22 protein-coding genes and 3 pseudogenes are annotated in these 26,597 nt (G+C 64.9%); 11 read left to right on the forward strand and 14 right to left on the reverse strand.

From position 1 onward, the window contains the following. Positions 1-597 (reverse strand): annotated as a pseudogene (locus G6N73_RS18400) (ATP-binding protein); the annotation flags it as partial. Positions 598-676: 79 nt separating this feature from the next. Between G6N73_RS18400 and G6N73_RS18405 the strand changes: the two are divergent. The 3 genes and pseudogenes from G6N73_RS18405 (at position 677) to G6N73_RS18415 (ending at position 2,002) form a co-directional block, all read left to right on the forward strand. After that, a pseudogene (locus G6N73_RS18405) lies at positions 677-1,574 on the forward strand (IS630 family transposase). A gap of 11 nt (positions 1,575-1,585) precedes the next feature. Beyond that, positions 1,586-1,708, forward strand: a pseudogene (locus G6N73_RS18410) (nuclear transport factor 2 family protein); the annotation flags it as partial. A 99-nt stretch (positions 1,709-1,807) separates the two neighbouring features. Then, a complete protein-coding gene (locus G6N73_RS18415) occupies positions 1,808-2,002 on the forward strand; it encodes a putative quinol monooxygenase (protein ID WP_246252209.1) in 195 nt (64 codons plus the stop codon). Positions 2,003-2,387: 385 nt separating this feature from the next. On the opposite strand, the gene guaA is transcribed toward G6N73_RS18415, so the two are convergent. From guaA to katG, 5 genes are all read right to left on the reverse strand, one after another. Then, positions 2,388-3,950: a glutamine-hydrolyzing GMP synthase gene (guaA, locus tag G6N73_RS18420; protein WP_165030168.1), complete on the reverse strand. Its 1,563-nt coding sequence runs from the start codon at positions 3,948-3,950 to the stop codon at positions 2,388-2,390. Positions 3,951-4,102: 152 nt separating this feature from the next. Then, complete coding sequence (locus tag G6N73_RS18425) at positions 4,103-4,750, reverse strand: 5'-methylthioadenosine/S-adenosylhomocysteine nucleosidase (RefSeq protein WP_165030171.1); 648 nt, start codon at positions 4,748-4,750, stop codon at positions 4,103-4,105. Between the two features lie 4 nt (positions 4,751-4,754). Further along, positions 4,755-5,213 carry a PaaI family thioesterase gene (locus G6N73_RS18430; RefSeq protein WP_165030173.1) on the reverse strand — a complete coding sequence of 153 codons (459 nt, stop codon included), beginning with the start codon at positions 5,211-5,213 and terminating at the stop codon, positions 4,755-4,757. A 69-nt stretch (positions 5,214-5,282) separates the two neighbouring features. Continuing rightward, positions 5,283-6,572: an RsmB/NOP family class I SAM-dependent RNA methyltransferase gene (locus tag G6N73_RS18435; RefSeq protein ID WP_165030176.1), complete on the reverse strand. Its 1,290-nt coding sequence runs from the start codon at positions 6,570-6,572 to the stop codon at positions 5,283-5,285. A gap of 172 nt (positions 6,573-6,744) precedes the next feature. Then, positions 6,745-8,973, reverse strand: coding sequence for a catalase/peroxidase HPI (katG, locus tag G6N73_RS18440; RefSeq protein ID WP_165030178.1), 2,229 nt, complete (start codon positions 8,971-8,973; stop codon positions 6,745-6,747). A 139-nt stretch (positions 8,974-9,112) separates the two neighbouring features. Between katG and G6N73_RS18445 the strand changes: the two genes are divergently transcribed. Next, complete coding sequence (locus G6N73_RS18445) at positions 9,113-10,027, forward strand: hydrogen peroxide-inducible genes activator (protein WP_165030180.1); 915 nt, start codon at positions 9,113-9,115, stop codon at positions 10,025-10,027. A gap of 3 nt (positions 10,028-10,030) precedes the next feature. Here G6N73_RS18445 and hisG read toward each other — a convergent pair whose 3' ends face one another. The 4 genes from hisG to G6N73_RS18465 all read right to left on the reverse strand — a co-directional run bounded on the left by hisG (position 10,031) and on the right by G6N73_RS18465 (position 15,302). After that, positions 10,031-10,729 (reverse strand): ATP phosphoribosyltransferase, encoded by a 699-nt coding sequence (gene hisG, locus G6N73_RS18450; protein WP_165030182.1) that lies wholly within the window; start codon positions 10,727-10,729, stop codon positions 10,031-10,033. Further along, positions 10,726-11,844 (reverse strand): ATP phosphoribosyltransferase regulatory subunit, encoded by a 1,119-nt coding sequence (locus tag G6N73_RS18455; RefSeq protein ID WP_165030184.1) that lies wholly within the window; start codon positions 11,842-11,844, stop codon positions 10,726-10,728. Before G6N73_RS18455 ends, hisG begins: the two co-directional genes overlap by 4 nt. Positions 11,845-12,113: 269 nt before the next feature. Beyond that, the gene (locus tag G6N73_RS18460; RefSeq protein WP_165030186.1) at positions 12,114-13,781 is read right to left on the reverse strand and encodes a histidine--tRNA ligase; all 1,668 of its coding nucleotides are present in this window, start codon (positions 13,779-13,781) and stop codon (positions 12,114-12,116) included. An 882-nt stretch (positions 13,782-14,663) separates the two neighbouring features. Continuing rightward, positions 14,664-15,302, reverse strand: coding sequence for a DNA-3-methyladenine glycosylase I (locus G6N73_RS18465; protein WP_165030187.1), 639 nt, complete (start codon positions 15,300-15,302; stop codon positions 14,664-14,666). A gap of 217 nt (positions 15,303-15,519) precedes the next feature. Between G6N73_RS18465 and G6N73_RS18470 the strand changes: the two genes are divergently transcribed. Together G6N73_RS18470 and G6N73_RS18475 are read left to right on the forward strand one after the other, a co-directional pair. Further along, on the forward strand, positions 15,520-16,272 hold the full coding sequence (locus G6N73_RS18470) for a L,D-transpeptidase (RefSeq protein ID WP_165030189.1): 753 nt from the start codon (positions 15,520-15,522) through the stop codon (positions 16,270-16,272). 196 nt (positions 16,273-16,468) lie between these two features. After that, on the forward strand, positions 16,469-17,389 hold the full coding sequence (locus G6N73_RS18475; RefSeq protein WP_165030191.1) for a bifunctional 5,10-methylenetetrahydrofolate dehydrogenase/5,10-methenyltetrahydrofolate cyclohydrolase: 921 nt from the start codon (positions 16,469-16,471) through the stop codon (positions 17,387-17,389). 16 nt (positions 17,390-17,405) lie between these two features. Here the strand turns inward: G6N73_RS18475 and glcF are convergent, their stop codons facing one another. From glcF to G6N73_RS18495, 4 genes are all read right to left on the reverse strand, one after another. Further along, positions 17,406-18,737 (reverse strand): glycolate oxidase subunit GlcF, encoded by a 1,332-nt coding sequence (gene glcF / locus G6N73_RS18480; RefSeq protein ID WP_165030193.1) that lies wholly within the window; start codon positions 18,735-18,737, stop codon positions 17,406-17,408. Between the two features lies 1 nt (position 18,738). Then, entirely contained in the window at positions 18,739-19,944 is a 1,206-nt protein-coding gene (locus tag G6N73_RS18485; protein ID WP_165030195.1) for an FAD-binding protein, read from the reverse strand. Between the two features lie 214 nt (positions 19,945-20,158). Then, entirely contained in the window at positions 20,159-20,518 is a 360-nt protein-coding gene (locus tag G6N73_RS18490) for an endonuclease domain-containing protein (RefSeq protein ID WP_246252212.1), read from the reverse strand. A gap of 146 nt (positions 20,519-20,664) precedes the next feature. Next, positions 20,665-22,161 (reverse strand): FAD-linked oxidase C-terminal domain-containing protein, encoded by a 1,497-nt coding sequence (locus tag G6N73_RS18495; RefSeq protein ID WP_165030197.1) that lies wholly within the window; start codon positions 22,159-22,161, stop codon positions 20,665-20,667. A 220-nt stretch (positions 22,162-22,381) separates the two neighbouring features. Here G6N73_RS18495 and G6N73_RS18500 point away from each other — a divergent pair, with 220 nt between their 5' ends. Genes G6N73_RS18500 through G6N73_RS18520 form a run of 5 tightly spaced genes read left to right on the forward strand, consistent with a single transcriptional unit; the run spans position 22,382 to position 26,594 of the window. Continuing rightward, positions 22,382-23,158, forward strand: coding sequence for an FCD domain-containing protein (locus G6N73_RS18500; protein WP_165030199.1), 777 nt, complete (start codon positions 22,382-22,384; stop codon positions 23,156-23,158). A gap of 28 nt (positions 23,159-23,186) precedes the next feature. Next, a complete protein-coding gene (locus tag G6N73_RS18505; protein WP_165030201.1) occupies positions 23,187-23,960 on the forward strand; it encodes a heterodisulfide reductase-related iron-sulfur binding cluster in 774 nt (257 codons plus the stop codon). An 8-nt stretch (positions 23,961-23,968) separates the two neighbouring features. Beyond that, positions 23,969-24,487, forward strand: coding sequence for an arsinothricin resistance N-acetyltransferase ArsN1 family A (locus G6N73_RS18510; RefSeq protein WP_165030204.1), 519 nt, complete (start codon positions 23,969-23,971; stop codon positions 24,485-24,487). After that, positions 24,487-25,923 (forward strand): LutB/LldF family L-lactate oxidation iron-sulfur protein, encoded by a 1,437-nt coding sequence (locus tag G6N73_RS18515; RefSeq protein WP_165030207.1) that lies wholly within the window; start codon positions 24,487-24,489, stop codon positions 25,921-25,923. Before G6N73_RS18510 ends, G6N73_RS18515 begins: the two co-directional genes overlap by 1 nt. Then, positions 25,920-26,594 (forward strand): LutC/YkgG family protein, encoded by a 675-nt coding sequence (locus G6N73_RS18520; RefSeq protein WP_165030209.1) that lies wholly within the window; start codon positions 25,920-25,922, stop codon positions 26,592-26,594. Before G6N73_RS18515 ends, G6N73_RS18520 begins: the two co-directional genes overlap by 4 nt. The last annotated feature ends 3 nt before the right edge of the window (positions 26,595-26,597 follow it).

Raw genomic sequence — 26,597 nt, forward strand, 5'->3', positions numbered from 1 at the left:
TGGTGATGACGACGCTGGTGCGCTCGTAGAGCGTGCTAAGCAGATGGAACAGCAGCGCGCTGATGCGCTAAACGGCAGGTATCCGAGTTCATCGAGGATGACGAGGTCGGAATGGGCGAGCCGGTCGGCGATCTGGCCTGCCTTGCCCTGTGCCTTCTCCTGCTCGAGGGCGTTGACGAGTTCGACGGTGGAGAAGAAGCGCACGCGCTTGCGATGATGCTCGATCGCCTACACGCCGAGGGTGGTGGCGAGGTGGGTCTTGCCAGTTCCCGGACCGCCGACAAGCACGACGTTGTTGGCATCGTCCATGAACTCGCATCGATGGAGCTGGCGCACGAGGGCCTCGTTGATCTCGCTGCTGGCAAAGTCAAAGCCGGCCAGATCACGATAGACGGGGAAGCGAGCTGCCTTGAGCTGATACGCCACGGACCTGACCTCCCGCTCTGCCATCTCGGCCTTCAGGAGCTGCGACAGGATCGGGATGACGGCCTCGAAGGCGGGAGAGGCCTGCCCGGTCAGTTCGGCGACGGCTCGCGCCATGCCGTGCATCTTCAGACTCCTGAGCATGATGGCGATGGCGCCGCTAGAGCGGTTCATTGCTTGATTGAATCGGGCGGGATTCCCTTGGGCTTTGGTTTGTGATTCAAGATGCTGGCTGGATGGAGGCCAGCATCTGATGACACGAGCCCTTTCGAATGATCTTCGTGAGCGTGTTGTTGCGGCGGTTGTTGCGGGTGAGAGCAGCCGTGCCGTGGCGTCCCGGTTCGGCGTAGCGGTTTCGTCGGTTGTGAAGTGGTCCCAACGCTATCGTGCGACCGGCTCGGTGGCGCCGGGCAAGATGGGCGGCCATCGCAAACGCATTCTGGAGCCGCATCGGACGTTCGTGGCGGAGCGGATCAACCAAAACCCGCACCTGACGCTGCACGGGCTGAAGGACGAACTGGCCGCGCGAGGGGTCACGGTCTCCCACAATGCGGTCTGGCAGTTCCTGAGACGCGAGGGGCTGCGCTTCAAAAAAAACGCTGTTCGCCCTTGAGCAGGCGCGCGAGCCGACATCGCCCGCAGGCGCCAGCGCTGGCGGTCGTGGCAGGGCGGCCTTGATCCCAGACGGCTCGTCTTCATCGACGAGACCTGGATCAAGACCAACATGGCCCCGCTGCGCGGCTGGGGGCCGAGGGGCAAGCATCTGCGCGGCTTTTCTCCGCATGGCCACTGGCGCACCCTGACCTTTCTCGGCGCACTGCGCTGCGACCAACTCACCGCGCCATGCGTTGGCGCCGCTCCTCAAGCCCGGCGACATCGTGATCATGGACAATCTCGGCAGCCACAAATCCGCGGCCGTCCGTAAGATCATCAAGGCCGCGGGCGCCCGGCTCTGGTTCCTGCCGCCCTATTCTCCAGACCTCAACCCGATCGAACAGACCTTCGCCAAGATCAAGCACTGGATGCGACATGCCCAGAAGCGCACCGTCGAGGATACCTGGCGTCACATCGGCGCCCTCGTCGCAACCATCCAACCCGACGAATGCGACAACTATTTCGCAAATGCCGGCTACGCTTCCGTCAAACCATGAAACGCTCTAGCGGGATTATCCGCTGGCAGCTTCGCTGGAGCGAGCGTGAGGCGGATCGGGTTCGAGGCGTCAACATCATGCGTGTCCGGGACGGAAAGATCGTCGAGGGTCTGGGCTACGTGAAGGGAGGCTGACGTTCCGATCGCGAACCGGCGATCCTCGCGGGTCGCTATCCCAGACCATGCACGGCGGCATGTCGCCGGAATAGGGCACCAGCCCGAAGGAGCAGACCCATGATCATCATAGCCGGCTACACCCGCACCGACGCTGAGAAGCGGGACGGCGCCGTGGAAGCCTTCAGGGGCATGGTCGAACGCGCGAGGGCGTACGACGGCTGTCTCGACTTCTCCATAAGCGCGGACGCGGTCGATCCGGAGCGCGTCAATCTCTTCGAATGCTGGCGCGACCAGACCACGCTGGACGCCTGACGCAAGGTCGCGAAGGGACCGCGCGGGAAACCTCGAGAGGTCGCCGTAAGCCTCTATCGCACCGACAAGGCCGAAAAGCCTTTCTGAGGACGAGACGCCGCCCGGTCTGGCCACCGGGCGCCCAAGGAAGCGGTGAGGCCCAGCGAGATCGCATCCTGGGCACGAAAACCGAGCTGCTGCGGACGCTTGCCTCGGCTGCGAACGCAGAAACGGCGGTTTCTGGCGTTCGTAGTTTATGTGGAAGTGGCGCCCCAAACCTCGACGTGAGGGCGCACGATGTCGAAAAGGTCCGCGATGACGGAGCGGGCTCTCGACGGAAATTTTTGATATCAGTGTGTTACGTCGTATTCTGGAGTGCCGCTGGATATTCCCGGCGACGCCTGAATCACTCCCACTCAATCGTTCCCGGAGGCTTGCTCGTCACGTCGTAGACGACGCGGTTGATGCCGCGCACCTCGTTGATGATGCGGGTGGCGGCGGCGCCCAGGAAGCTCATGTCGTAGTGATAGAAATCGGCGGTCATGCCGTCGACCGAGGTCACCGCCCGCAGCGCGCAGACGAACTCGTAGGTGCGCCCGTCGCCCATGACGCCGACCGTCTGCACCGGCAGCAGCACCGCGAAGGCCTGCCAGATCGCATCGTAGAGACCGGCCTTGCGGATTTCGTCGAGATAGATGGCGTCGGCCTCGCGCAGGATTTCGAGCTTCTCGCGGGTGATGCCGCCGGGGCAGCGTATGGCAAGGCCTGGACCGGGGAAAGGATGGCGGCCGATGAAATGATCCGGCAGGCCGAGTTCCTTGCCGAGCACCCTCACCTCGTCCTTGAACAATTCGCGCAGCGGCTCGACCAGCTTCATGTTCATGCGCTCGGGAAGGCCGCCGACATTGTGGTGCGACTTGATCGTCACCGACGGGCCGCCGGTGAACGACACGCTTTCGATAACGTCGGGATAGAGCGTGCCCTGCGCCAGGAACTCCGCGCCGCCGAGCTTCTTGGCCTCTTCCTCGAACACCTCGATGAACAGCCGCCCGATCGTCTTGCGTTTTCTTTCCGGGTCCGCCTCGCCTTCCAGCGCATCGACGAAGCGGTCCACTGCATCGACCAGGATCAGCGGCAAATTGTAGTGCTCACGGAACATGGTGACCACGTCGGCCGCCTCGCCCTTGCGCATCAGGCCGTGGTCGACAAGGATACAGGTCAGCTGGTCGCCCACCGCTTCGTGGATCAGCAGCGCCGCGACCGAAGAATCGACGCCGCCCGAAAGCGCGCAGATCACCTTGCCGTCGCCGACCTGCTTGCGGATCGCCTCTATCGCCTTCTCCTTGTAGGCGGCCATCGACCAGTCGCCCTTAATGCCGGCGATCTTGTGCACGAAGTTCTGCAGGAGCTTGGCGCCGTCGGGCGTGTGCACCACCTCGGGGTGGAACTGCACAGCGTAGAACCGCCGCGCCTCGTCGGCGATTGCCGCGAAGGGCGCGCCGGTCGATGTGCCGATGATGCGGAAGCCTTCGGGAAGCGCAGTGACGCGGTCGCCATGGCTCATCCAGACCTGATGGCGCGTGCCCTTGGCCCAGACACCTTCGAACAGCGCACTGTCCTCATGTATATCAAGAAAGGCGCGGCCGAACTCACGGTGATGGCCGGCCTCGACCATGCCGCCGAGTTGGGCGCACATGGTCTGTTCGCCATAGCAGATGCCGAGCACGGGAATGCCAGCCTGGAAGACCGCGTCGGGAGCGCGAGGGCTGCCGATATCGACCGTCGAGTGCGGGCTGCCAGAGAGGATAACCGCCTTCGGCTGGATACGCCGAAACGCTTCCCCTGCCGACTGGAAGGGAACGATCTCGGAGAAGACCCCGGCCTCCCGCACGCGGCGCGCAATCAGCTGCGTCACCTGGCTGCCGAAGTCGATGATAAGGACGGTGTCGGGATGATTGGTGGTTTTCATGGCGGGCATTTAAAGAAAAGAGTGAGTCGACGCAATGGGTTGCCGACAGGCGCGGACAATCCGATTCACGGCGCTCGCGGATCGATTCAAATACTTCATCCGGCAAATGAACCGAACGCCAGCCGTTCCATCCGTTGAGTCGAAGCGTGGCGCTAACGCGTTGTTTTGCCTTCGATCCCCAGCGAACCGTTCTCGATCGCGGCCTCCAGCATGCCGACTGCCGCGGCCAGCTTCTCGTCGATGACGTGCAGATATTCGGTCCAGTCGGAGACGTGCTTCAATTCGGCCGCGCCGTCGGAAATGCCGCGCAGGCCGATCAACTCGACGCCGAAACGCTGGCAGGCGCGCAGCACCGCGAAGGTTTCCATGTCGACCATGTCCTCGGCGATGGCGTCATAGGCAGCGCCGGAAACAATCGCCGCACCCGTCGAGAGAGACGCTTCCCGGATGCCGGGAATACGCAGCGGCAAAGGCACGGTGACAGGCAAGTCGAGAAAAGGCGTCGCACCCTTCTCGAAGCCGAGCGCGGAAGCGTCCATGTCGCGGTAGGACACCGAGACCGCCTGGTAGATTTCGGTCTGCTCGAGCGTGCGGCTGCCGGCGGAGCCGAGCGAGACGACGAGATCGGGAAGAGCGTTCCGGGCTTGCAGGCGGTCCAGTTCCACCCCCATGGCAACGCCGGATTCGACGGGGCCGACGCCGGTCATGAAGGGCGAGATCAGACGCTGCAGATGCGGGCCGTATTCGGCGTCGACAGCCATGACGAACAGGACGGATCTGCCGGCAACGCTCTCGGCCACCGGCTCAGCCTTCTATGCCGTCGCGGCCGACAACGGTCATCATCGTTCCCGTCATGGTGGCGATCAGCTTGGCTTCGCCATCCGCCGCGAAGGCGTATGCCTGGCCGTCGGCGACGACGATGGTGCGGCCGGGCTTGGTGACCGAACCGCGAAACAGGAAGCGCTCGCCCTTGCCCGGCGCGAGCAGGTTGACCTTGAATTCGATGGTCAGAACGGCGGCGTTTTCGGGCATCATCGAGAATGCCGCATAGCCGCAGGCCGAATCGAGAGCGGTCGAGATGATGCCGGCGTGGAGAAAACCGTGCTGCTGCGTCAGCGCGCCGGAATAGGCCATCTCGATCTCGACGGTGCCGGGCGTCACCAGCGTCAGCTCGGCGCCGATCGTCGTCATGACGCTCTGGCGCGAGAAGGACTTCCTTACGCGCTCCTCATAGTCGGGAGCCGACACAATCGTCGCAGCCATTGCCATGCCCTTGTTGCTCAGCCCCGACTTTATCGCAAAGGTGGGAGCATGTTGCAATGCAACAATCGCTTAGTCGGCGCGGCGCAGCGCGGCGAAATAGAAACCGTCCGTGCCGCTCCGCGCCGGCGTCAGCACGATACCGCCGTCGGGCGCGATGCGGGCAGAGGCCGCGCGGCCCGGGAAATGACTTTCCCACAGCGCCTGGTGATCGACGGGAGAAAAATCTGGGTTATCCGAAGCGAAGCGGCCGATCTGGTCGCGGTTTTCCTCGTCGAACACCGAACAGGTGATGTAGACCAGCAGCCCGCCGGGCTTCACGTGAACCTTGGCGGCTTCGAGGATCGCCGCCTGCTCCCCCTTGCGTACGTCAAGCTGCCTCTGGGTCAGCCGCCATTTGGCGTCGGGCCGACGTCGCCAGGTGCCGCTGCCAGTGCACGGCGCGTCGATCAGCACGATATCCATGTGGCCTTGCAAGGCGACAAGCTCGGCCGGCTTCGTGACGATCTGGATGTTGCGGTTGTCCGAACGCCTGATGCGGTCGAAGATCGGCGCAAGCCGGACCTTTTCGGCGTCGTGGGCAAAAATCTGGCCGTGATTTTCCATGATGGCGGACAATGCAAGCGTCTTGCCCCCGGCGCCGGCGCAGAAATCCAGCACCTGCATTCCGGGCTTGGCGCCGGCGAGCTCGGCGGCGATCTGCGAGCCCTCGTCCTGCACCTCGAACCAGCCCTTCTGGAAGGCCGGTTCAGCCTGCACGTTAGGGTGACGGCCGCTGCCGTCGATCGGAGGAATGCGGATACCCTGCGAGGCAAGGCTGGTCGCAGCTGCGCCCATGCCCGACAGTTCGCCGAGAATGCGGTCGCGATTGGCGTTGATGGTGTTGACCCTGAGATCGAGCGGCGGCCGCGCCGCCAGCGCCCTGCCCTCTTCAACCCAATCCGCGCCGAACGCCTGCTCCAGAATCGGCGCGCACCAATCGGGGCAGTCCGCTCGCACAGCCTCGGGCGCGTCATCGAGGGAGCGCGAGGCAATCGCGTTCAGTTCCTCGGAGCTCAACGGCGGCGGGGCGAAGCGGTCGCCCTCGAGCGCCTGGTTCAGCGATTGCGCGGTTTCACGCCATTCCAGAAGCAGCGCGCCGAAGCCGATGGCGCGCGGCGTGTCGTCGCCCAGCATCCAGCCGGCTGAACGCTTGCGGCGCAGCGCGTCGTAGACGATATTGCCGATCGCCGCCCTGTCGCCCGCCCCGGCGAAGCGGTGTGAAAGACCCCAGTCCTTCAGCGCATCGGCTGCCGGCCGGCGCCTCTTCTCGATGTCCTCGAGCACTTCAATGGCTGCCGCCAGCCTTCCGCCAAGTCGCATTTTGGTATTCCCTATTTCGGTGAACCCGAGAATGCCTGCCTACCTGCCGGATGCGAGCCGCACAAGCCGCCGCATAGCCCACCACGCAAATTCCGGATGCCTGCTCCCGAAGACAAAACAGGCGCGGATCGCTCCGCGCCTGCCGTTCCTGTCAGCTTCTTGAAGCGGAGGACTACTCCGCCGCTTCCCGCAGGGGCGTCACCGAGGCAGCCCGGCCCTCGTCGAGGTCGAAGCGGTCGGCGTTCATCACCTTGTTCCACGCCGCCACGAAGTCCTTCACGAACTTCTCCCTGGAGTCCGCGGTGGCATAGACTTCGGCGTAGGCGCGCAGCTGCGAGTGCGAACCGAAAATCAGGTCGACGCGGGTGCCGGTCCACTTGAACTCGTTCGTCTTGCGGTCGCGTCCCTCATAAACGCCGTCGGAGCCGGCCAGCGGCTGCCACTGCGTGCCCATGTCAAGCAGATTGACGAAGAAGTCGTTCGTCAAAGCGCCAGGCTTGTTGGTGAAGACGCCGTGCCTGGAGTCGCCGGCATTGGCGCCGAGGACACGCAGACCACCAAGGAGAACCGTCATCTCGGGTCCGGTCAGCGTCAGCAATTGCGCCCGATCCACAAGGGCTTCCTCGGGCTTCATGAACTGCCTGCCGCTGAGATAGTTGCGAAAACCGTCAGCCCGCGGCTCCAGCGGAGCGAAGGAGGCAACGTCGGTCTGCTCCTGGGACGCGTCCATGCGTCCCGGCGTGAAGGGAACCGACACGTCAATGCCGGCGTCCTTCGCGGCCTTCTCGACCGCTGCCGAGCCGGCAAGAACGATGAGGTCGGCAAGCGAAACCTTCTTGCCGCCGGACTGCGAAGCGTTGAACTCCTGCTGGATTGCTTCGAGCTTCTGCAGCACCGCCGCAAGCTGGGCCGGCTGGTTGACGCCCCAGTCCTTCTGCGGCGCCAGGCGGATGCGCGCGCCGTTCGCTCCGCCGCGTTTGTCGGAGCGGCGGAAGGTCGAGGCCGACGCCCAGGCGGTCGAGACCAGCTGCGACACCGACAGACCGGAGGCGAGGAGCTTCGCCTTCAGCGCGGCGATGTCCTGCTCGTCGATCAACGGGTGATCCACGGCCGGGATCGGGTCCTGCCAGATCAGCGTCTCCTTCGGAACGAGCGGGCCGAGGTAGCGCACCTTCGGACCCATGTCGCGATGGGTCAGCTTGAACCAGGCGCGGGCGAAGGCATCCGCGAACTCAGCCGGGTTCTCGTAGAAGCGCCGCGAGATTTTTTCGTAGGCCGGGTCGAACCTCAGCGAAAGGTCCGTGGTCAGCATCGTCGGAATATGCTTCTTCGACGGATCGAAGGCGTCCGGAATGCTCTGCTCGCCGCTCTTCGCCTTCCACTGCTTCGCCCCGGCCGGGCTCGTCGTCAGCTCCCATTCGTTTTCGAACAGGTTCTTGAAGAAGAGGTTGCTCCACTGCGTCGGCGTCTGCACCCAGGTAACTTCCGGGCCGCCGGTGATGGCGTCGGGGCCGACGCCCGTACCGTGCTTGCTCTTCCAGCCGAGGCCCTGATCCTCCAGCGCGCCGCTTTCCGGCTCCGGTCCGACCAGCGACGGATCGCCAGCGCCGTGTGTCTTGCCGAAGCTGTGGCCGCCGGCGATCAGCGCGACGGTTTCTTCGTCGTTCATCGCCATGCGGAAGAACGTTTCGCGGATGTCCCTGGCTGCCGCGATCGGGTCCGGATTGCCGTTCGGCCCTTCCGGGTTGACGTAGATGAGGCCCATCTGCACTGCGCCGAGCGGCTCCGACAACTGGCGTTCGCCGCTGTAGCGTTCGTCGCCCAGCCACGTTCCCTCGGGACCCCAGTAGAGCTCTTCGGGCTCCCAGACATCAGCGCGGCCGCCGGCAAACCCGAACGTCTTGAAGCCCATCGATTCGAGGGCGACGTTGCCGGCGAGGATCATCAGGTCGGCCCACGAGATTTTGCGGCCGTATTTCTGCTTGATCGGCCACAGCAGCCGGCGCGCCTTGTCGAGGTTCGCGTTGTCCGGCCAGGAGTTGAGCGGCGCAAAACGCTGCTGGCCGGCCCCCGCGCCGCCGCGGCCGTCGGTGATGCGGTAGGTGCCGGCGCTGTGCCATGCCATGCGGATCATCAGGCCGCCATAGTGACCGAAGTCGGCCGGCCACCAATCCTGCGAGTCGGTCATCAGCGCCTGCAGGTCCTTGATCACGGCATCGAGGTCGAGGCTCTTGAACTCCTCGACATAGTCGAAATCCTCGCCCATCGGATCGGACAAGGTGGAGTTCCGATGGAGCATCTGGAGGTCCAGATGCTCCGGCCACCAGTCGCGGTTGGAGCGTCCGCGGGTACCGCCTGTGAACGGGCATTTGCCGGCGCTCTCGTCAGTCTTTGCGTCCATTCTTCTTCTCCGATCGTGTTCTGTGATTGCTTGTCCGATGGTCCGGAACCGGGCCGGCCAATCTGGAATGGTTCCAGCCTAGAGCGGTCAGACCATAAAAACAAATTGCCTTTTCTATTTCTGTCGATAACTTTCCCTTATGATAAAGCTTACCATCCGCCAGATGGAATATTTCGAGGCGCTGGCCCAGACCCTGCATTTCGGGCGGGCCGCGGAACTTGCCGGCGTGACCCAGCCGGCACTCTCGGCGCAGATTTCCGAGATGGAGGCGCGGCTCGGCGGCCGGCTGTTCGAGCGGGGCGGAAAGTCGGTGGCCATGACAATTGAAGCGCAGGCTCTGCTGCCGCGCATCGAGACGATCCTGGCCGACATACGCGGTGTCGAGAGCATTGCGCGGCGCGGCCGCTCCGCGATGGAAGGGCGATTCCGGCTGGGCATCATCCCGACCATCGCGCCCTACCTGCTGCCGCATGTGCTGCCCGACCTGAAGTCGCGCTTTCCCACGCTCGTCCTGGAACTGCGCGAGGCGGTGACGGGGTCGCTTGCCGAGGAGACCGCGGCCGGCCGGCTCGACGGGTTCATCGCCGCCATGCCGCTCGATTTTCCGGGACTGGTCACGGAGGCGCTGTTCGAGGACCGCTTTTTCCTGGCGGTGCCGGCGAACGATCCCGAATTCGCTTCGCCGCCGGTGCCGCCGGAAAGCCCGGCGCTGGAGCGGCTGATGCTGCTCGAGGAAGGCCATTGCCTGCGCGAGCAGGCGCTGTCGGTGTGCGGCAGCGTCAAGCCGGTAGCGATGGCGAGCTACGGCGCGACCAGCCTGACGACGCTGCTTCAGATGGTCGCGCACGGGCTCGGCGTCACGCTCATTCCCGAAATGGCGATAGGGCCGGCGAGCGATATGCGCGATTTGAAGATCCTGCCATTCATGGAGCCGATGCCGTCGCGGACCGTCTGCCTGGCCTGGCGGCGCAACAGCCGCAGGCATGACGAATGCGTCGAGCTCGCCGGCATAATGCGCGGCCTGCGCGGCGCGCTTTTGCCCCAGGCGGCGTGAATTTCACGACAAATGTGAAAGTGCAGCCGAAATCGAGCGGACGGCCTTTTCGTCGGCAGCGCTGCGTTCCTTTCGCGAGGAAGCCAGGCAGGCCTGCGAGCGCAGGATTATGCCGTCCTGCAGCACTTTCAGATGGTTGGCGCGCAGCGTCGAGCCGGTGGTGGTTATGTCGACAACAACATCCGCCGAGCCGGCCGCCGGCGCCCCCTCGGTCGCGCCGAGGCTTTCGACGATACGGTAGACCTGGATGCCGTGCTTGCCCGAAAAGAACTGCTGCGTCAGCCGCCAGTATTTTGTGGCGATGCGCAGGCGGCGGCCGTGGCGCTGGCGGAAATCGGCGGCGACATCGTCGAGGTCGGCCATGGTGTCGACGTCGAGCCAGATTTCCGGCACCGCGACCACGACATCGGCATGGCCGAAGCCGAGGCGGGCCACGATTTCCGCACGCGATTCCCAGTCAGCCAGCGTCTCGCGCAACAGATCCTCGCCGGTGATGCCGAGATCGATAGTCCCTTGCCCGATCTCGCCGGCGATTTCCGACGCCGACAGAAACGCCACCTCGACATCGCTCCGGCCCTCGATGCGGGCGCGGTATTTGCGCTCGTCGCCGGGCAAGGTGACGGCGAGGCCGGCCTTGGCCAGCACCTCCAGCGCCTGTTCCCTGAGCCGGCCTTTCGAGGGTATGGCGAGCGTGATGGTCACTTGCCGCCCTCCGCCAGGCTTTCGATGCGGTCGAGCCAGACCGAGAATCCGACGCCGGGGATTTTGTCCCGTGCGCCAAGCAGCGTCAGCAGCCGGTCGTAGCGGCCGCCGCCAACCAGAGGCCGGTCGGAGTCCGGCACGGCAATCTCGAAAACCAGGCCCGTATAGTAATCGAGCGGGCGGCCGAAGGCGGCGTCGTAATGGATCGCGCCGACCGGCAGGCCGTGACGGGCGATCGCCGCGGCGCGGGCAGCGAAATTGTTGAGCGCCGCGCCCAGCGACAGGCCGGAGCCGGCGGCGAATTTTTCGAGCGCGCTTGCCGCATCGGCGAGCGGCACATGGATCGCCAGAAACGTCTTCAGCGCGTCGAAGGCTTCGGCCGACAGGCGCACGCTCCTGAGTTCCGCCCGCTCGATCAGACGGCGGGCGATTTCGTCCGGAGTGCGCCCGGCGGATGGCGACAAGCCGGCCTCCTCCATGCCGGCCGTGATATGGGCGGCCAGCCGACCGGCATCGCCGTCGGCGACGAGCGAGGCCACGGGCTCCGCAAGCGACGTATTGCGGGGCGGAGTGGCGAGATCGGCAAGGGCCGCAGCCAGCATATCGGCCAAGCCGAAGGCGCGGGCGAGCCGCATGCGCCAGCCCCGCGGCAGGCCGAGCGCGGCCAGCACCGCCTCGAAGATAGTCTGGTCGCCGAGCGTGATTTTCAGTTCGCGGCCGGGCAGCGCGAGCTTGAGCAGAGCATGCGCGTCGGCCACCGAGCGCGCGTCGGCTTCGGCCGTATTCTTCTCGCCGAGGTCTTCGATGCCGGCCTGGAAGAATTCGGCTTCGCCCTCGCGGCGCTGGCGAAAAACCTCGCCGAGATAGGCATAGCGGCGCGGCGTGCCGGCCTGCGAAGCGATGTGGTCGAGGCAGACTGGGATGGTGAATTCGGGGCGCAGGCACAGTGTCTGCCCGGTCTCGCTTTCGGTGAGGAAAATGCGGCGGCGCAGATCCTCGCCGGCCATGTCGAGGAACGGGTCGGCCGGCTGCAGCACCGCCACTTCGACGGGGTCCGCGCCGCGCTCGGCGAAGAGGGCAAGGATTTTTGGGGCGATGGCGGGGTAGCGGGTCATGGGCGGCGTATCACCTTCAACGACCCCCCTCTGGCCTGCCGGCCATCTCCCCCTCAAGGGGGGAGATTACTCTCGTCGCCGCAGGCGCCACATCTCCAGCGCTCCAGGACACGTGGCGTCGACGAAGCTGCTGATCTCCCCCCTTGAGGGGGAGATGGCCGGCAGGCCAGAGGGGGGTCGTTGAAAGGAAACCGTCAGCGTTGCGGCCAGCACTCTTGTTCCCCTCCTTGCAGAGAGGTCGTCCCAACAGGGAGATGACGGGCAGGCGATCACTTTGCAAGGCTGCGATCCCTCGCCTGCGCGTCCAGAATCCTGCGCACCGCCTCGACCAGTTCTCCCTCGGCCACCGTGACCTGCGCCGGGCGGCCTTCGCGCCAGGCGACATTGTCGGTGATTTCCTCCGACAGGCGTTTTCCCTCGATCAGATCCTTGATCTGCACCTCGCCCTTCGCCCGCTCGTCGCCGCCCTGGATGACGGCGCAAGGCGAGCCGCGACGGTCGGCATATTTGAGCTGCGCCTTCATGCCGGCGCCGCCGAGATACATTTCGGCGCGGATGCCGGCCTGGCGAAGTTTTGCTACCATCTTCTGGTAGCGGCCGAGGCTTTCGGTGTCCTTGTCCATGACCAGCACCACGACCGGCGCGATCACGTCCGAAATGTCGAGCTTGCCGAGGTTCTTCAGCGCGGTCATCAGGCGCGAGACGCCGATGGAAAAGCCCGTCGCCAGCACCGGCTCGCCGCGGAAGCGCGACACCAGCCCGTCATAACGCCCGCCGCCGCCGACCGAGCCGAAGCGCACGATTATTCCCTCTTCGTTGGGGATTTCCGCGAGCAGTTCGGCTTCGTAGACCGGGCCGGTGTAGTATTCGAGGCCGCGCACGACGGAGTGAGATATTTGGATTCTATCTTCGTTATAACCAGCCGCTCTGACTAAGCTCAGAATGCTGAGAAGTTCGCCAATTCCGTTTCTTCCGACCTCAGTATTCGCGCAGACGTCCACGAGGAACATCAGATTTTGAAGACTCGGATTTGCGCTAGGCGGCCCTTGAAACTGAAAAAGCAAACCCGCTGCGTTCCAAGCTTCCAACACGCTCTGCCAGCCGTTGCGGCGATCATCTGGAATATCGGAGACGATCGTGACCTTGCCATCTACAATCCCGAACAACGCTTCCTCAATGGCGCTTCCGCCATAGATGATCATCAGCTTAGAAATACTCTCCTCATCCAGTCCCGCACCCTTGGTAAAATCCCCCTCGCCTATCTTGCCGCCGTCCCAGCGGCCCGGCCCAAGCAGCAGGCGCACGCCTTCCGGCCCGAACTTGTCCAGCTTGTCGATGGCGCGAAGCACGGTCAGTCGGCGGCCGGCGTTCTCGTCGCCACCGAGGCCGATCGCCTCGAGCACGCCGTCCAGCACCTTGCGGTTGTTGACCCGGATGACGTAGTCGCCGCGCTTGATGCCCAGCGCTTCCATGACGTCGGCCATCATCATCGCCATTTCGGCGTCGGCGGCGACGCCGGGCGTGCCGACCGTGTCGGCGTCGAACTGCATGAACTGGCGGAAGCGGCCCGGCCCCGGCTTCTCGTTGCGGAAAACCCAGCCGGCGCGATAGCTGCGGTAGGGCTTCGGCAGGCGCTCGAAATTCTCGGCGACATAGCGGGCGAGCGGCGCGGTCAGATCGTAGCGTAGAGACAGCCACTGCTCGTCATCGTCCTGGAACGAGAACACGCCTTCGTTGGGCCTGTCCTGATCGGGCAGGAACTTTCCCAGCGCGTCGGTGTATTCGATCAGCGGCTGGTCGGCCGGCTCGAAGCCATAGAGCTCGAAAACCTCGCGGATCGCAGCCGTCATCTTCTCGGTGGCGCGGATGTCTTCCGGCGAGCGGTCGACAAAGCCGCGCGGCTGCCGCGCCTTCGTTCGGGATGATGTGTCGGCCATGGTCGGTCTTCTTGCTATGTCGGCATTGACTGATTTCAGAGTGCGCGTGTCCTAGACGATGCGACCAGGTGCGGCAAGGGTTTGGGCGCGACGCGCCGCCCCATGTCCCCCTTGCAAGGGTTGATGTGCCTCATCATCGCCATCCCTGGTTTGCCGCAGGGGACAGTTTACTTTTTTCCGCCCGCGCGAGCACCTCGACTGCCGCCGCCTTTTCTGCGGAAAGAAAGTAAACTGTCCCTGCATACGCCTCTCCTTTGCCACGCTGCGTTTCCGCCCTGGCGCTTTGAAAGAAGTCGGGAAGCGGGGCGCTTGGCCGAGCCTTCCGAAACTAAATACGTGGCGCGACTTTTGCGCCCCGCCGGCGATTTCTGTCCCCGCCCGTTCCGCTGCGCGGGGCCGGCTTTGACGACGCTTCAGCCCTTGCGGGCTTGGCGCCATCGCGGCGATGGCTCTTCACCATCGCCTTCATCGGTCCCGCCTGTGTGCTCCTCCAGCACGCCGGGACCGTAGTGTCCCGAGGGGAACCCTTTGGCGGAGCCTCTCCGGCTCCATGGCTTCGTCGGCCATGGAACGGAAGCGCCGATCCTTCCCCGCTGTCGAACGACTCCGGAGCGTTCCCGGCAGGAAGGACGCTGCGATTATGCGCGAGGGGCAGTATGTGTGAACAAAAGCGGGTCGAAGATTCTTCGCGCCGGCTTTTATGCCATTGATCCGCAACAGTTCTTTTTGTGAACGAGTCGAAATGGAGGTGGATTCTATCCACGTTTGAGGGCTCGCAGTGCCCCCTCCACCGCCTTCGGCGGTCCCCCTCCCCCGTAAACGGGGGAGGATCAGCTCTCCACCGTCCCGCTTCGCTGGGGAGGACGAGCGATTCCGCTCTCCTCACCCCGGCCTTACGAACGCCGCCCGCTGCTTTTCCACCTCGGCCCGGCAGGCGCAGCCCTCGATATGGTCGTTGACCAGGCCCATGGCCTGCATGAAGGCGTAGACGGTCGTGGGGCCGACAAAGCTCCAGCCGCGCTTCTTCAGCTCCTTCGAGATGCGGACCGAGGCCGGCGTCGTGGGGTTGGCGGTCAGCGCCCTGTAATCGACGACCGCCGGCCGCTCGTCGGGGCCGGGCTCGTGGCGCCAGAACCAGGCCGCGAGCGAGCCCGCCTCTTCCGCCAATTCGCGGGCGCGCTTGGCGTTGTTGATGGTGGAGACGATCTTGCCGCGGTGGCGCACAATGCCGGCATTGCCAAGCAGCCGCTCGATGTCGGCCTCGCCGAACTCGGCGACGCGCTCATAGTCGAAGCCTGCAAAAGCCTCGCGAAAACTCTCGCGCTTGCGCAGGATCGTCAGCCAGGACAGGCCGGACTGGAAACCTTCGAGGCAGATCTTTTCGAACAGCCGCTTGTCGTCGGCGACCGGGCGGCCCCATTCGTGGTCGTGATAGTGGAGATAGTCCGGCAGCGCGCCGGGCCAGAAGCAGCGGGTGACCCCGTCCGCGCCTTCGAGCAGTCCAGTCTTCACCTCATCCATGACGTCAAACCCAATCCTTAACGGCGCAATCCGCCTGCTTTACCCGGCCTTTACCAGATTCCTGAACCGGGCGGTAACCACACCAAAAAGTTTACTGACAAAACGGTCTTTTACGCATTCCGATTCACTTATTCCTTGCCCGATCCGGTCAACGATCGCGTTGAAGCGGGGGAGTTTTCCCGCGCCCCATGACGACCCCGATCGAGAGTGCATGTTCATGAAGAGTCTTTTATTCCTTGTGTCTGTCGCCGCGCTTGCCGCGACGCCCGCCGCCGCCAATGACCGCTATATCGAGCGGCCGCCGGTTGTGGTCAGCCCCGATCTTTCAGCCCCCTGGGTGATGCAGCTCGGCCGCAAGCCGGGCAAGGTCGTGCGGCGGCAGCTGCGGCGGCAGAATTCGTTCGGCGTAGAGGTGCAGCCTGCGCCGCGCTACCGCGAGATCGGGCCGGACCGCATTCGCACAGCGGCGGTGCGGGCGCCCGCAAAGCCCAAGATCCAGCCCAGCCGCGAGATGAACCCGATCTACCTGCCGCAGACGGTTGCCTATGACGGCCCGCATGCGCCCGGCACCATAATCATCGACACGCGCGAGAATTTTCTGTTCCTGGTGCTGGAGGGCGGCGAGGCGCGGCGCTACGGCGTCGGCACCGGCAAACCCGGCTTCGAATGGGCCGGCACACACAAGATAACCCAGAAGCGCGAATGGCCGGACTGGCGGCCGCCCGCGGAAATGATCGCGCGCGAGCGCGCCAAGGGCCGGCATCTGCCGGTTCACATGGCCGGCGGGCCGGAAAACCCGCTCGGCGCGCGGGCGCTTTATCTCGGCTCGACGCTCTACCGCATCCACGGCACCAACCAGCCCTGGACGATCGGCGGGGCAGTGTCTTCAGGTTGCATCCGCATGCGCAATGAGGATGTCATCGAGCTGTATGAGCGGGTCGATGTCGGGACGAAGGTCGTGGTCATGTAAATTTCGAACGGGGGACGGGCCGATGCCGTAGGGGCGGCAGGTCCGGAAGCGGCGCGGCGCAAATGCCGCGGCCGCTTTTTCGTTTAAAGGTCGCGCGCAACGTCGCGGGAAGGGCAGCACGGTTCGTATCCGCGCTGCCCTTTCGCGTTCCTGACTGCTATCCCGTAGCCGAGTTTTGCCTGCAGAAGGATATTCGATGCCGCTTGACGACACGCGCTATCTGAAGGGCGGGCCGGTCGCCGCCCGCATCATCGCCGAAGTCCGCGCCGCGGCCGACAGCGCGACTGCCGAGGGTTTCCGGCCGAAGCTGGTGTCGATCACCGTCGGCGACGTCGCAGCGGTCGACGTCTATGTCCGCAACCAGCGCGCCAAGGCGGAACTGGGCGGCATCGACTTCGAGGAACGGCGCTTTCCGGCCGAGCTGACGGCGGGCGAACTGGAAGCGGCGATCCACGGCATGAACGCCGATCCGCGCGTCACCGGCATCATCATCCAGCGGCCGGTGCCGCCGCACATTCCGATCAAGGCGATCCAGGCGGCCATCCATCCGCTGAAGGATGTCGAAGGCATGCACCCGGCCTCGATCGGCAACATCGTCTACAATGAACTCGACCTCGCGCCCTGCACGGCGGCCGCTTCGGTGGAGCTGCTGAAGGCGACCGGGCTCGACCTGAAGGGGCTGGAAGTGGTGATGGTCGGGCATTCCGAGATCGTCGGCAAGCCGATAGCCTTCCTCTTGATGAGCGAGGGCGCGACGGTGACGGTGTGCCACCACATGACGCGCTCGGTGGCCGCGCACGCCAGGCGGGCCGATGCGCTGTTCGTGGCGGTGGGCAAGCCGCGGCTGATCAAGGCCGACATGGTGAAGCCGGGCGCGGCCGTCATCGACATCGGCATCAACGCCGAGACGCTTGCCGACGGCTCCACCCGCATCGTCGGCGATGTCGACACCGACAGCGTCAAGGAGGTGGCGTCGTGGATCACGCCGGTGCCGGGCGGCGTCGGGCCGGTGACGGTGGCGATTTTGCTCAGGAACACGATGGTGGCGTTGAACCGGCAGAGGGCGCTGTACCGGGAGACATACGGGACAAGCGAGCGCCAGTTCGCGGCGGAGTAGCGGCGGCATCCTTCGCTTACTCCGCCGGTTCCAGCACCCTGCCCTCCGGCACGCCCGCCGGCTTCGGCCCGCCATAGGCCCAGTCGAGCAGTTCGACCGTGTGAACGATCGGCAGTTTCGCCGCCGAGGCGATCTGGGTGATGCAGCCGATATTGCCGGTGGCGATCAGATCCGCGCCGGTCGCCTCGATGTTCTTCACCTTGCGGTCGCGCAGCCGCGCCGAAATCTCCGGCTGCATGATGTTGTAGGTGCCGGCCGAGCCGCAGCACAAATGCCCCTCGCGCGGCTCCTTCACGACGAAGCCGGCGCGGGCGAGAAGCTCCTTAGGCTGGCGCGTGATCTTCTGGCCATGCTGCATGGAACAGGCCGAGTGGTAGGCGACGGTGAGGCCGGGCTTTTGGGCCGGTTCCGGCAGGTCGAGCGTTGCGAGATATTCGGTGATGTCCTTGGCCAGCGCCGAGACCCGCGCGGCCTTCTGGGCGTAGGCCGGGTCGAGGCGGAGCATGAAGCCGTAATCCTTGATCGTCGTGCCGCAGCCCGAGGCGGTGATGATGATAGCGTCGAGGCCGCCGTTTTCGATCTCGCGCGTCCAGGCGTCGACGTTCTGGCGCGCCGAGGCAAGCGCCTGCTCCTTGCGCCCCATATGATGAACCAGCGCGCCGCAGCAGCCCTCGCCTTCAGGCACCACGACCTCGACGCCGAGACGGGTGAGAAGCGAGATCGCTGCCTCGTTGATGCCCGGATCAAGCACCGGCTGGGCGCAGCCGGTGAGGATGGCGACGCGGCCGCGACGGGCTCCTGCGGCAGCCGGATAAACTGCCGGTGATGCCGTCGCGAAAGTTTGCGGGATGGACGTTGGGGCCAGCCTCAGCATCGCCGCAAGCGGGCGCAGCGGGCCAACCGCCTCGAACAGTCTTGCAAACGGCCTGCCGAGCTTCGCCAGCTTGAGCGCGACGCGGAAGCGCCCGGGATAGGGCAGCACGGCGGCAAGCAACGCACGGATCATCCGGTCTGGCAGCGGGCGTTTGTAGGTGTTCTCGATGTGGGCGCGGGCGTGGTCGACCAGATGCATGTAATTGACACCCGAGGGGCAGGTCGTCATGCAGGCGAGGCAGGACAGGCAGCGGTCGATATGGGTGACGATCTGCTCGTCCGCCGGCCGGCCGTTTTCCAGCATGTCCTTGATGAGATAAATTCGCCCGCGTGGCGAATCCAGTTCGTTGCCGAGCGTCACATAGGTCGGGCAGGTCGCTGTGCAGAAGCCGCAATGAACGCATTTGCGCAGGATCTTTTCCGATTCCGCAACATGCGGATCGGCAAGCTGGGCGAGAGTGAAGGAGGTTTGCATGTCAGGCTTCCATCCGTCCCGGATTGAGCAGGCCCTTTGGATCGAACTCGCTCTTCAGCCGCGCCGAGAGCGCGGCGAGCGCCGAAGGCTGCGGCTCGAAAACGGGCAGCGACGCGCGATGCGAGGGGCTGGCGCGGACGAGCGTAGCATGGCCGCCGCCGAATTTTTTCACCAGCGCGCGCAACAGTTCGGCTTCCGGATCAGCCTGCATGCGCAGCCAGACGAGGCTGCCCTGCCAATCGTAAAACGCCTCGGCGGGCGTTTCCATGCGCAGCGCAAGCGTCATCTTGTGGGCCTCCGAAGGCGCCATTGAGACCCGCCAGACGGGGCGCTGCGTGCCGTCGGCGAAGGGTATGCAATCGCGGACATCGCGCCAGAGCGCCTTTGAGGCGTCGCCGGTAATCTCGTCGATCGGACCGGCGGCCTTCAGGATATCCTTCACTGCCGCGGCGCGATAGGCAACGGACGGGCCAAAACCTTCGATGCGCAGCAGCGTCGCCGCCTCGCCGCCGATCGCGCCGCCTGAAACACGGTCGGCGATGCCTTCTGGCAGGTGCGCGGCGCTGGAGATTTCCGCGCTGGAGCCGACGGCGAGCGCCATCGCGGCGGTGGCCTCCTCGTCAAGCAGGCCGCGGATCGCCAGCGTCGTTTCGGTCTCGGCGGCGGGCAGCACTTTGAAAATGACGTCGGTAGCGACGGCCAGCGTGCCCCAGGAGCCCGCCATGAGCTTCGACAGATCGTAGCCGGTAACGTTCTTGACCACGCGGCCGCCGGATTTGAACGCCTCGCCGCGGCCGGAGACCGCATTCACGCCGAGGATGTGGTCGCGCGCAGCCCCCGCCTTCAGCCGGCGCGGACCCGAGAGGTTGGCGGCGAGCACGCCGCCGATCGTGCCGCGGCCCGGCTGGCCGCCCAACAGCGGACCGTAGTTCATCGGCTCGAAGGCGAGTTGCTGGCCGTTTTCGGCAAGCAGCTTTTCGATGTCGGCGAGCGACGTGCCGGCCTTAGCCGACAGAACGAGTTCGGCGGGCTCGTAGAGCGTCACGCCGGAGAGCTTCGACAGGTCGAGCGTGTGTTCCGTCTGCAGCGGACGGCCGATGCCGCGTTTGGAGCCATGGCCGACGATTTCGAGTTGGGATTCTTCGCCGAGCGCCCACTGGATGGCGGCGCGCGTTTCCGCGGCGGTGGTGGGGGAAAGAGTGGTCATGGGTTTTCGACCGCAACGCCAATGATATGGGAGACCCCCTCTCCGTCTCGGGCTTCGCCCGAGCCACCTCTCCCCCGCTTTGCGGGGGCGAGGAACCGGCACTCGCCGAAGTCGCGACCTCGTGGGAGCCTACAACCTCGAAGGCTCAGGGTTCCTCGCCCCTGCGAAGCGGGGGAGAGGTGCCGAGCGAAGCGAGGCGGAGAGGGGGCTAGTTTCACGATCCGCTCTCGCCTCTAGATGGCTTGGCCATTACGAACCGCATATCTACCGAAGCCGTATCCTCGGCTAGTCGTCCGTCGAGCGCCGCGAGGATCGTCTCACAGACAACCGTTGTTTGCTTTAGCGCATCGAAATTCCAGAAGCGAAGTACCGAGTAACCTTCGCCACGCATGAATTCGTCGCGTACCTGGTCGTAGCAGCTTTCCGCATGTTGGCTTCCGTCCAGTTCAACGACCAGCTTCGCGCCGCGACATGCAAAATCCGCGAAATATGGCCCTAAGGGCATCTGGCGAACGAATTTATGCCCGCCAAGCCTTTTGGCCTTCAGTTCGTTCCATAGGACCGCCTCCGCCATGTTGTCACCTCGGCGGAGCTCGCGAGCGCGCGCGATTTTCTCAGGCGAGCGCCGGCTCGGCAGAGCCCCCCTCTCCGTCTCGGGCTTTGCCCGAGCCACCTCTCCCCCGCTTTGCGGGGGCGAGGAACCCCCTTTTTGAGACGCCATCAAAACCTCGGAATGTCCGGGAACGGCATTTTCCCACCGCTGATGTGCATGCGGCCGAGTTCGGCGCAGCGGCGGAGCTGCGGGAAGACCTTGCCGGGGTTGAGCAGGTGGTTGGGGTCGAAGGCGCATTTCACCCGCATCTGCTGGTCGAGGTCGATCTGATTGAACATTTCCGGCATCAGATCGCGCTTCTCGACGCCGACGCCGTGTTCGCCGGTCAGGACGCCGCCAACCCTGACGCAAAGTCGCAGAATGTCCGCGCCGAACTCCTCCGCCTTTTCCAGTTCGCCCGGAACGTTGGCGTCGTAAAGGATGAGCGGGTGGAGGTTGCCGTCGCCGGCATGGAAGACATTGGCGACGCGCAGGCCGTAGCGCTCCGACAATTCGCGCATGCCGGAGAGCACGCGCGGCAGTTCCTTGCGGGGAATGGTGCCGTCCATGCAGTAATAATCGGGCGAGATGCGGCCGACGGCCGGGAAGGCAGCCTTGCGCCCGGCCCAGAAGGTCAGCCGTTCCTCCTCGGAGGTGGAAATCCGGCAGGTGGTCGAACCATTCTTCAGGGCGATTTTCTCGACGAGCCCGATAAGATGATCGACCTCGACGCCCGGCCCGTCGAGTTCGACGATCAGCAGCGCCTCGCATTCCAGCGGATAGCCGGCCCGGACAAAGTCCTCGGCTGCGTGAATAGCCGGGCGGTCCATCATCTCCATGCCGCCCGGGATGATGCCGGCGCCGATGATGTCGGCTACGCACTGGCCGGCCTGCTCGCTGGTCGGAAAGCCGATCAGCAGGGCGCGCGCGGTTTCCGGCTTCTTCAGGATGCGCACGGTGACCTCGGTGACCACGCCCAACAGTCCTTCCGAACCGGTCATGACGCCCAGCAGATCGTAGCCTTCCGAATCGAGATGCCTGCCGCCGAGCCGGACGATCTCGCCGTTCATCAGCACCATCTCTATGCCGAGCACATTGTTGGCGGTAAGCCCGTATTTCAGGCAGTGAACGCCGCCGGAGTTTTCCGCGACATTGCCGCCGATCGAGCAGGCGATCTGCGAGGACGGATCAGGGGCGTAGTAAAAGCCCTCAGCCTCCACTGCATTGGTGATGCCGAGATTGGTGACGCCGGGCTGGGCGACGACTGCGCGGTTGGGAAAGTCGATCTCGAGGATGCGGTTGAAGCGGCTCATCACCAGAAGTACCGCGTCTTCCAGCGGCAGCGCGCCGCCGGAAAGCGAGGTGCCGGAGCCGCGCGGCACGACGCGAATGTTTCGCTCGTTGCAGTATTTCAGGATTCTTGCGACCTGTGCGGTCGTTTCGGGCAGCACGACCACCAGCGGCAGCTGGCGGTAGGCGGTCAGCCCGTCGCTCTCGAAGGCGCGCATCTCATTGACGGCGTCGACCACGCCCTCGCCCGGCACGATGATGCGCATGTCCGCGACGATATCGTCGCGGCGGCGCATCGTGGCTTCGTCGGGTTTCGGCATCGCCAAACCGGACATCGCGGTCTCTCCGGAACAAACTGGTAAAAAGCTTTTACCAGCAGCGCCAACGCTCTGCAAATCGTGAATTGCTGTTTCTGTTGGTATTCCGGTCAAGTTCATCAAAAGCCGGCGGAACCCGCTGCACCTCAATCCTGGGAAGGCGGATAATTAAATTGACCGGAAGAAGACGTTGCCGCTATTGTCAGCGGCGACAACGAGCCGCCCGGAATGCCGAGCATTGAGTGAAATCTTCTCCCGGATAGAGCATTCGCGCACCGCCGACGAGGTCGTGCAGCAGATCGAGAGCATGATCCTCGAAGGCGTGCTGCGCGCGGCCGACCGGTTGCCCGGCGAGCGCGAACTGGCGCGGCAGTTCGACGTATCGCGGCCGATCCTGCGCGACGCGCTGAAGACGTTGGAGGCGCGCGGGCTGATCGTGACGCGGCCGGGCGGCGGCACCTATGTCGCCGACGTGATCGGCCAAGTGTTCACCGCGCCGGTGATGGACCTGATCGCCACGCATCGCAAGGCCGCGGCCGACTATCTGGAATACCGCCGCGAGATCGAGGGCGTCGCCGCCGAATACGCCGCCCGGCGTGTGACCGCCGACGATCTTGCGCTGCTCGGCGAGATCATGGCGCGCATGGAAGCGGCGCATCAGCGCGGCGACTTCGAGCAGGAAGCGGCGGTCGATGTCGAGTTCCACAATGCGATCGGCGAATGCGCCCACAACATCATTCTTTTGCACACGCTGCGCTCGTGCTACCGGCTGCTGTCGGACGGGGTGTTCCACAACCGGCTTCTGGTGTTTGGCCTTCCCGGTGCGCGCGAGCAACTGCTTGCGCAGCACCGGGCGATCCACGCGGCGGTGGCAGGCGGCGACCCGGCCGGCGCACGCAAGGCGGCGATGGACCATATCACCTATGTCGAGCAAGCGATGATCGAGGCCGAACGCACCGGCGACTGGCAGCGCGTGTCCCGGTTGCGGCTTCGGCAACGGTCAGAAGCACGATAATGAAGCCGATATTCAGCCAGGGAAGCCAGTGACCCAGCCAATCGAGAAAAAGCCTAGCGTGGGACTGTTTGTGACCTGCCTGGTCGACCTGTTCCGGCCGACGGTAGGCTTCGCCGCCATCAAGCTGATCGAGGAGGCTGGCTGCACGGTCGACGTGCCGCGCGCGCAGACATGCTGCGGCCAGCCGGCCTACAATTCAGGCGACCGCGCCGACACCCGCGCCATCGCCGAAAACACCATCGAAGCCTTCGAGGGCTTCGACTATGTCGTCGCGCCCTCGGGCTCGTGCGCCGGCATGCTGAAGAAGCATTATCCCGGCCTGTTCAAGGGCGACGCCGCATGGGAAGCGCGGGCGCAGGCATTTTCGGCCAAGGTCCACGAGTTGGTGAGCTTTCTGGTCGACGTGCGCGGCATGCGCGGCGTCGATGCCCGCCTCGACGCCGCGGTCACCTATCACGATTCCTGCTCGGGCCTGCGCGAACTCGACATCAAGCAGCAGCCGCGCGCGCTGCTCGCCTCTGTGGCCGGCGTAAAGCTGGTCGAGATGCAGGATCCCGATGTCTGCTGCGGTTTCGGCGGCACCTTCTGCGTCAAGTATCCCGACATTTCCAACTCGATCGTGGAGACGAAGACCAAAAGCATCGCCGCCTCAGGCGCCTCGACGCTGCTTGCCGGCGATCTCGGCTGCCTGATGAACATGGCCGGCAAGCTGAAGCGCGAGGGCTCGAAGGTCGAGGTCCGGCATGTCGCCGAAGTACTGGCCGGGATGACGCAAACGCCGCCGATCGGGGGGAGGGGGTGAGACGGGTCATGTCGCCGGCCGCTGCAATCGGGACCGACATCACCGTCCGGCCGGCGAGCCATGCCGATGCGGCGGCGATCGCAGCGATCTACAATCAGGGCATAGACGACCGCCTCGCCACGTTCGAAACCGAGCACCGTGCGGCGGTAGATGTCCGGGCGTGGTTCGATGCCGGCTATCCGGTCGTGGTCAGCGAAAGTGAGCGGGCGCTGGCGGCATACGCCGCCGCCTTCCCCTATCGGTCGCGCCCTTGCTATGCCGGCGTGCGCGAATTCTCGGTCTATGTGCGCCGCGACTTTCGCGGCCAAGGCCATGGCAAACGCGTGTTGTCGGCCCTGATCGGCGCTGTCCGCGCTGAGGGCGGCTGGAAGCTCGTCTCGCGAATCTTCCCGGAGAACACGGTCAGCCTTGCGCTTTGCCGCAGTCTCGGCTTCCGCGAGGTTGGCGTCTATCGGCGGCACGGCATGCTCGACGGCCACTGGCGCGATACCGTGATTGTCGAAAAGCTTCTCACCGAGGTCGGCTAATGCAAATAACCTCCCCCACCTTCAAGGAGAACTCGGCGGGCGCGCTGGCCGATGTGCAGCTGCAGAAGGCGCTCGGCAATGTCCGTTCCGGCTTCATCGACAAGCGCCGCAAGGCCGTCGAGGCGCTGCCCGAATTCGATCAGCTCCGCGACAGCGCTCGCGCCATCAAGGACCATGCGCTGGAAAATCTCGACCTCTATCTCGAGGCTTACGAGGCCAAGGTGAAGGCGTCCGGCGGCCATGTGCACTGGGCCGAGACCGCCGAGGATGCGAGGAACATCATCCTCGATATATGCCGCTCGGCCGGCGCGCGGACGGTGACCAAGGGCAAGTCGATGATCACCGAGGAGATCGCGCTCAACGATTTCCTCGCCGAGAATGGCATTCGCCCGGTCGAGACGGATCTCGGCGAATACATCATCCAGTTGCGCGGCGAGCATCCGAGCCACATCATCGCGCCGGCCGTTCACCTGAACAAGGAACAGGTCGAGGCGGATTTCCGCCGCGTGCACGACCATCTGCCGCCCGGCCGCGACTTGTCGGAACCCGAAACGCTGCTCAACGAGGCGCGCAAGGTGCTGCGCTCGGCCTATTTCGAGGCCGATGTCGGCATTACCGGTGCCAATTTCCTGGTGGCGGAGACCGGTACGTCGATCATCGTCACCAATGAGGGCAATGGCGACCTGACGCAGATCCTGCCGAAGGTGCATGTGGTGGTGGCGTCGCTCGAAAAGATCGTGCCGACGCTGGAGGACGCAGCGCAGATTTTGCGGGTGCTGGCGCGCTCGGCGACCGGGCAGGATATGAGCGTCTATACGACCATGTCGACCGGGCCGCGCCGGCCCGGCGATCCGGACGGACCGGAGGAATACCACGTCGTTCTGCTCGACAATGGCCGCTCGGCGATGCTCGGAACCGAGTTCCAGGACATGCTGCGCTGCATACGCTGCGGCGCCTGCATGAACCATTGCCCGGTCTATCACGCGGTCGGCGGGCACGCCTATGGCTGGGTCTATCCAGGGCCGATGGGCGCGGTGCTGACGCCCTCGCTGATCGGCGTCGACAAGGCGGGGCACCTGCCCAACGCCTCGACCTTCTGCGGGCGCTGCGAAAGCGTGTGCCCGATGAAGATACCGTTGCCGAAGATGATGCGGCACTGGCGCGAGCGCGAATTCGAGCGCGGGCTGAACCCCGCCACCCAGCGCGCCGGGCTGAAGCTGTGGGCGTTCCTGGCCAAGCGGCCTTCGCTTTACCGTTTCGCGACGTCGATCGCGATCCCGATGCTGTCGCTGCTCGACCGAGGCAAGGGCAGGTTCGGCTATCTCCCGCTCGCAGGCGGCTGGACCAAGCATCGCGACCTGCCCGCGCCGGAGAAGCGCACCTTCATGCAGCAGTTGGGCAGCCGCAATACCGCAGCGAAAGAGGCCGCGCGATGAGTTCCCGCGAAGCGATCCTGAAAAAGGTACGCCAATCGCTCGGCCAGCCGGCCAGCGATGCAGTGCGGCAGAAGGCGGTTGCCGACAGGCTGAAGAAATCGCCGCAAGGCGTCATCCCCGCGCGGGGACAACTCGCGCCGGCGGAGCGCGTCGAGCTGTTCTGCACCATGGCTGAAAAGCTGTTCGCGACGGTCCAGCGCGTCCCGAAACCGGAGGACGTGCCGGCGGCGGTGGCCGAATATCTGCGCGGCAAGAACCTGCCCGCTTCGATCCGCATGGGTGGCGACCCTAGACTTGCAGCGATGCCGTGGCGCAAGCAACGCGCGCTGGAGGTCAAGCAAGGGGCATCGGACGGCGACGACGCGACCGGCGTCAGCCATGCGGCGGGCGGCATCGCCGAGACCGGCACGCTGGTCATGCTTTCGGGCGCCGGCAATCCGACGACGATCAATTTCCTGCCCGAGCATCACATTGTCGTCATCGACGCCGCCGATATCGACGGCGACCTCGAAACGGCGATCGCAAACGTCCGCAAGATTTTCGGAAAGGGAAAGATGCCGCGCACGCTGAACCTCGTCTCGGGGCCTTCGCGCTCCGGCGACATCGAGCAGAAGCTCATCCTCGGCGCGCATGGCCCGCGGGCGCTGCACATCCTCGTCGTGGGCGGCTGATCG

This window comes from Allomesorhizobium camelthorni (assembly GCF_011045125.1).
GTDB lineage: Bacteria > Pseudomonadota > Alphaproteobacteria > Rhizobiales > Rhizobiaceae > Allomesorhizobium > Allomesorhizobium camelthorni.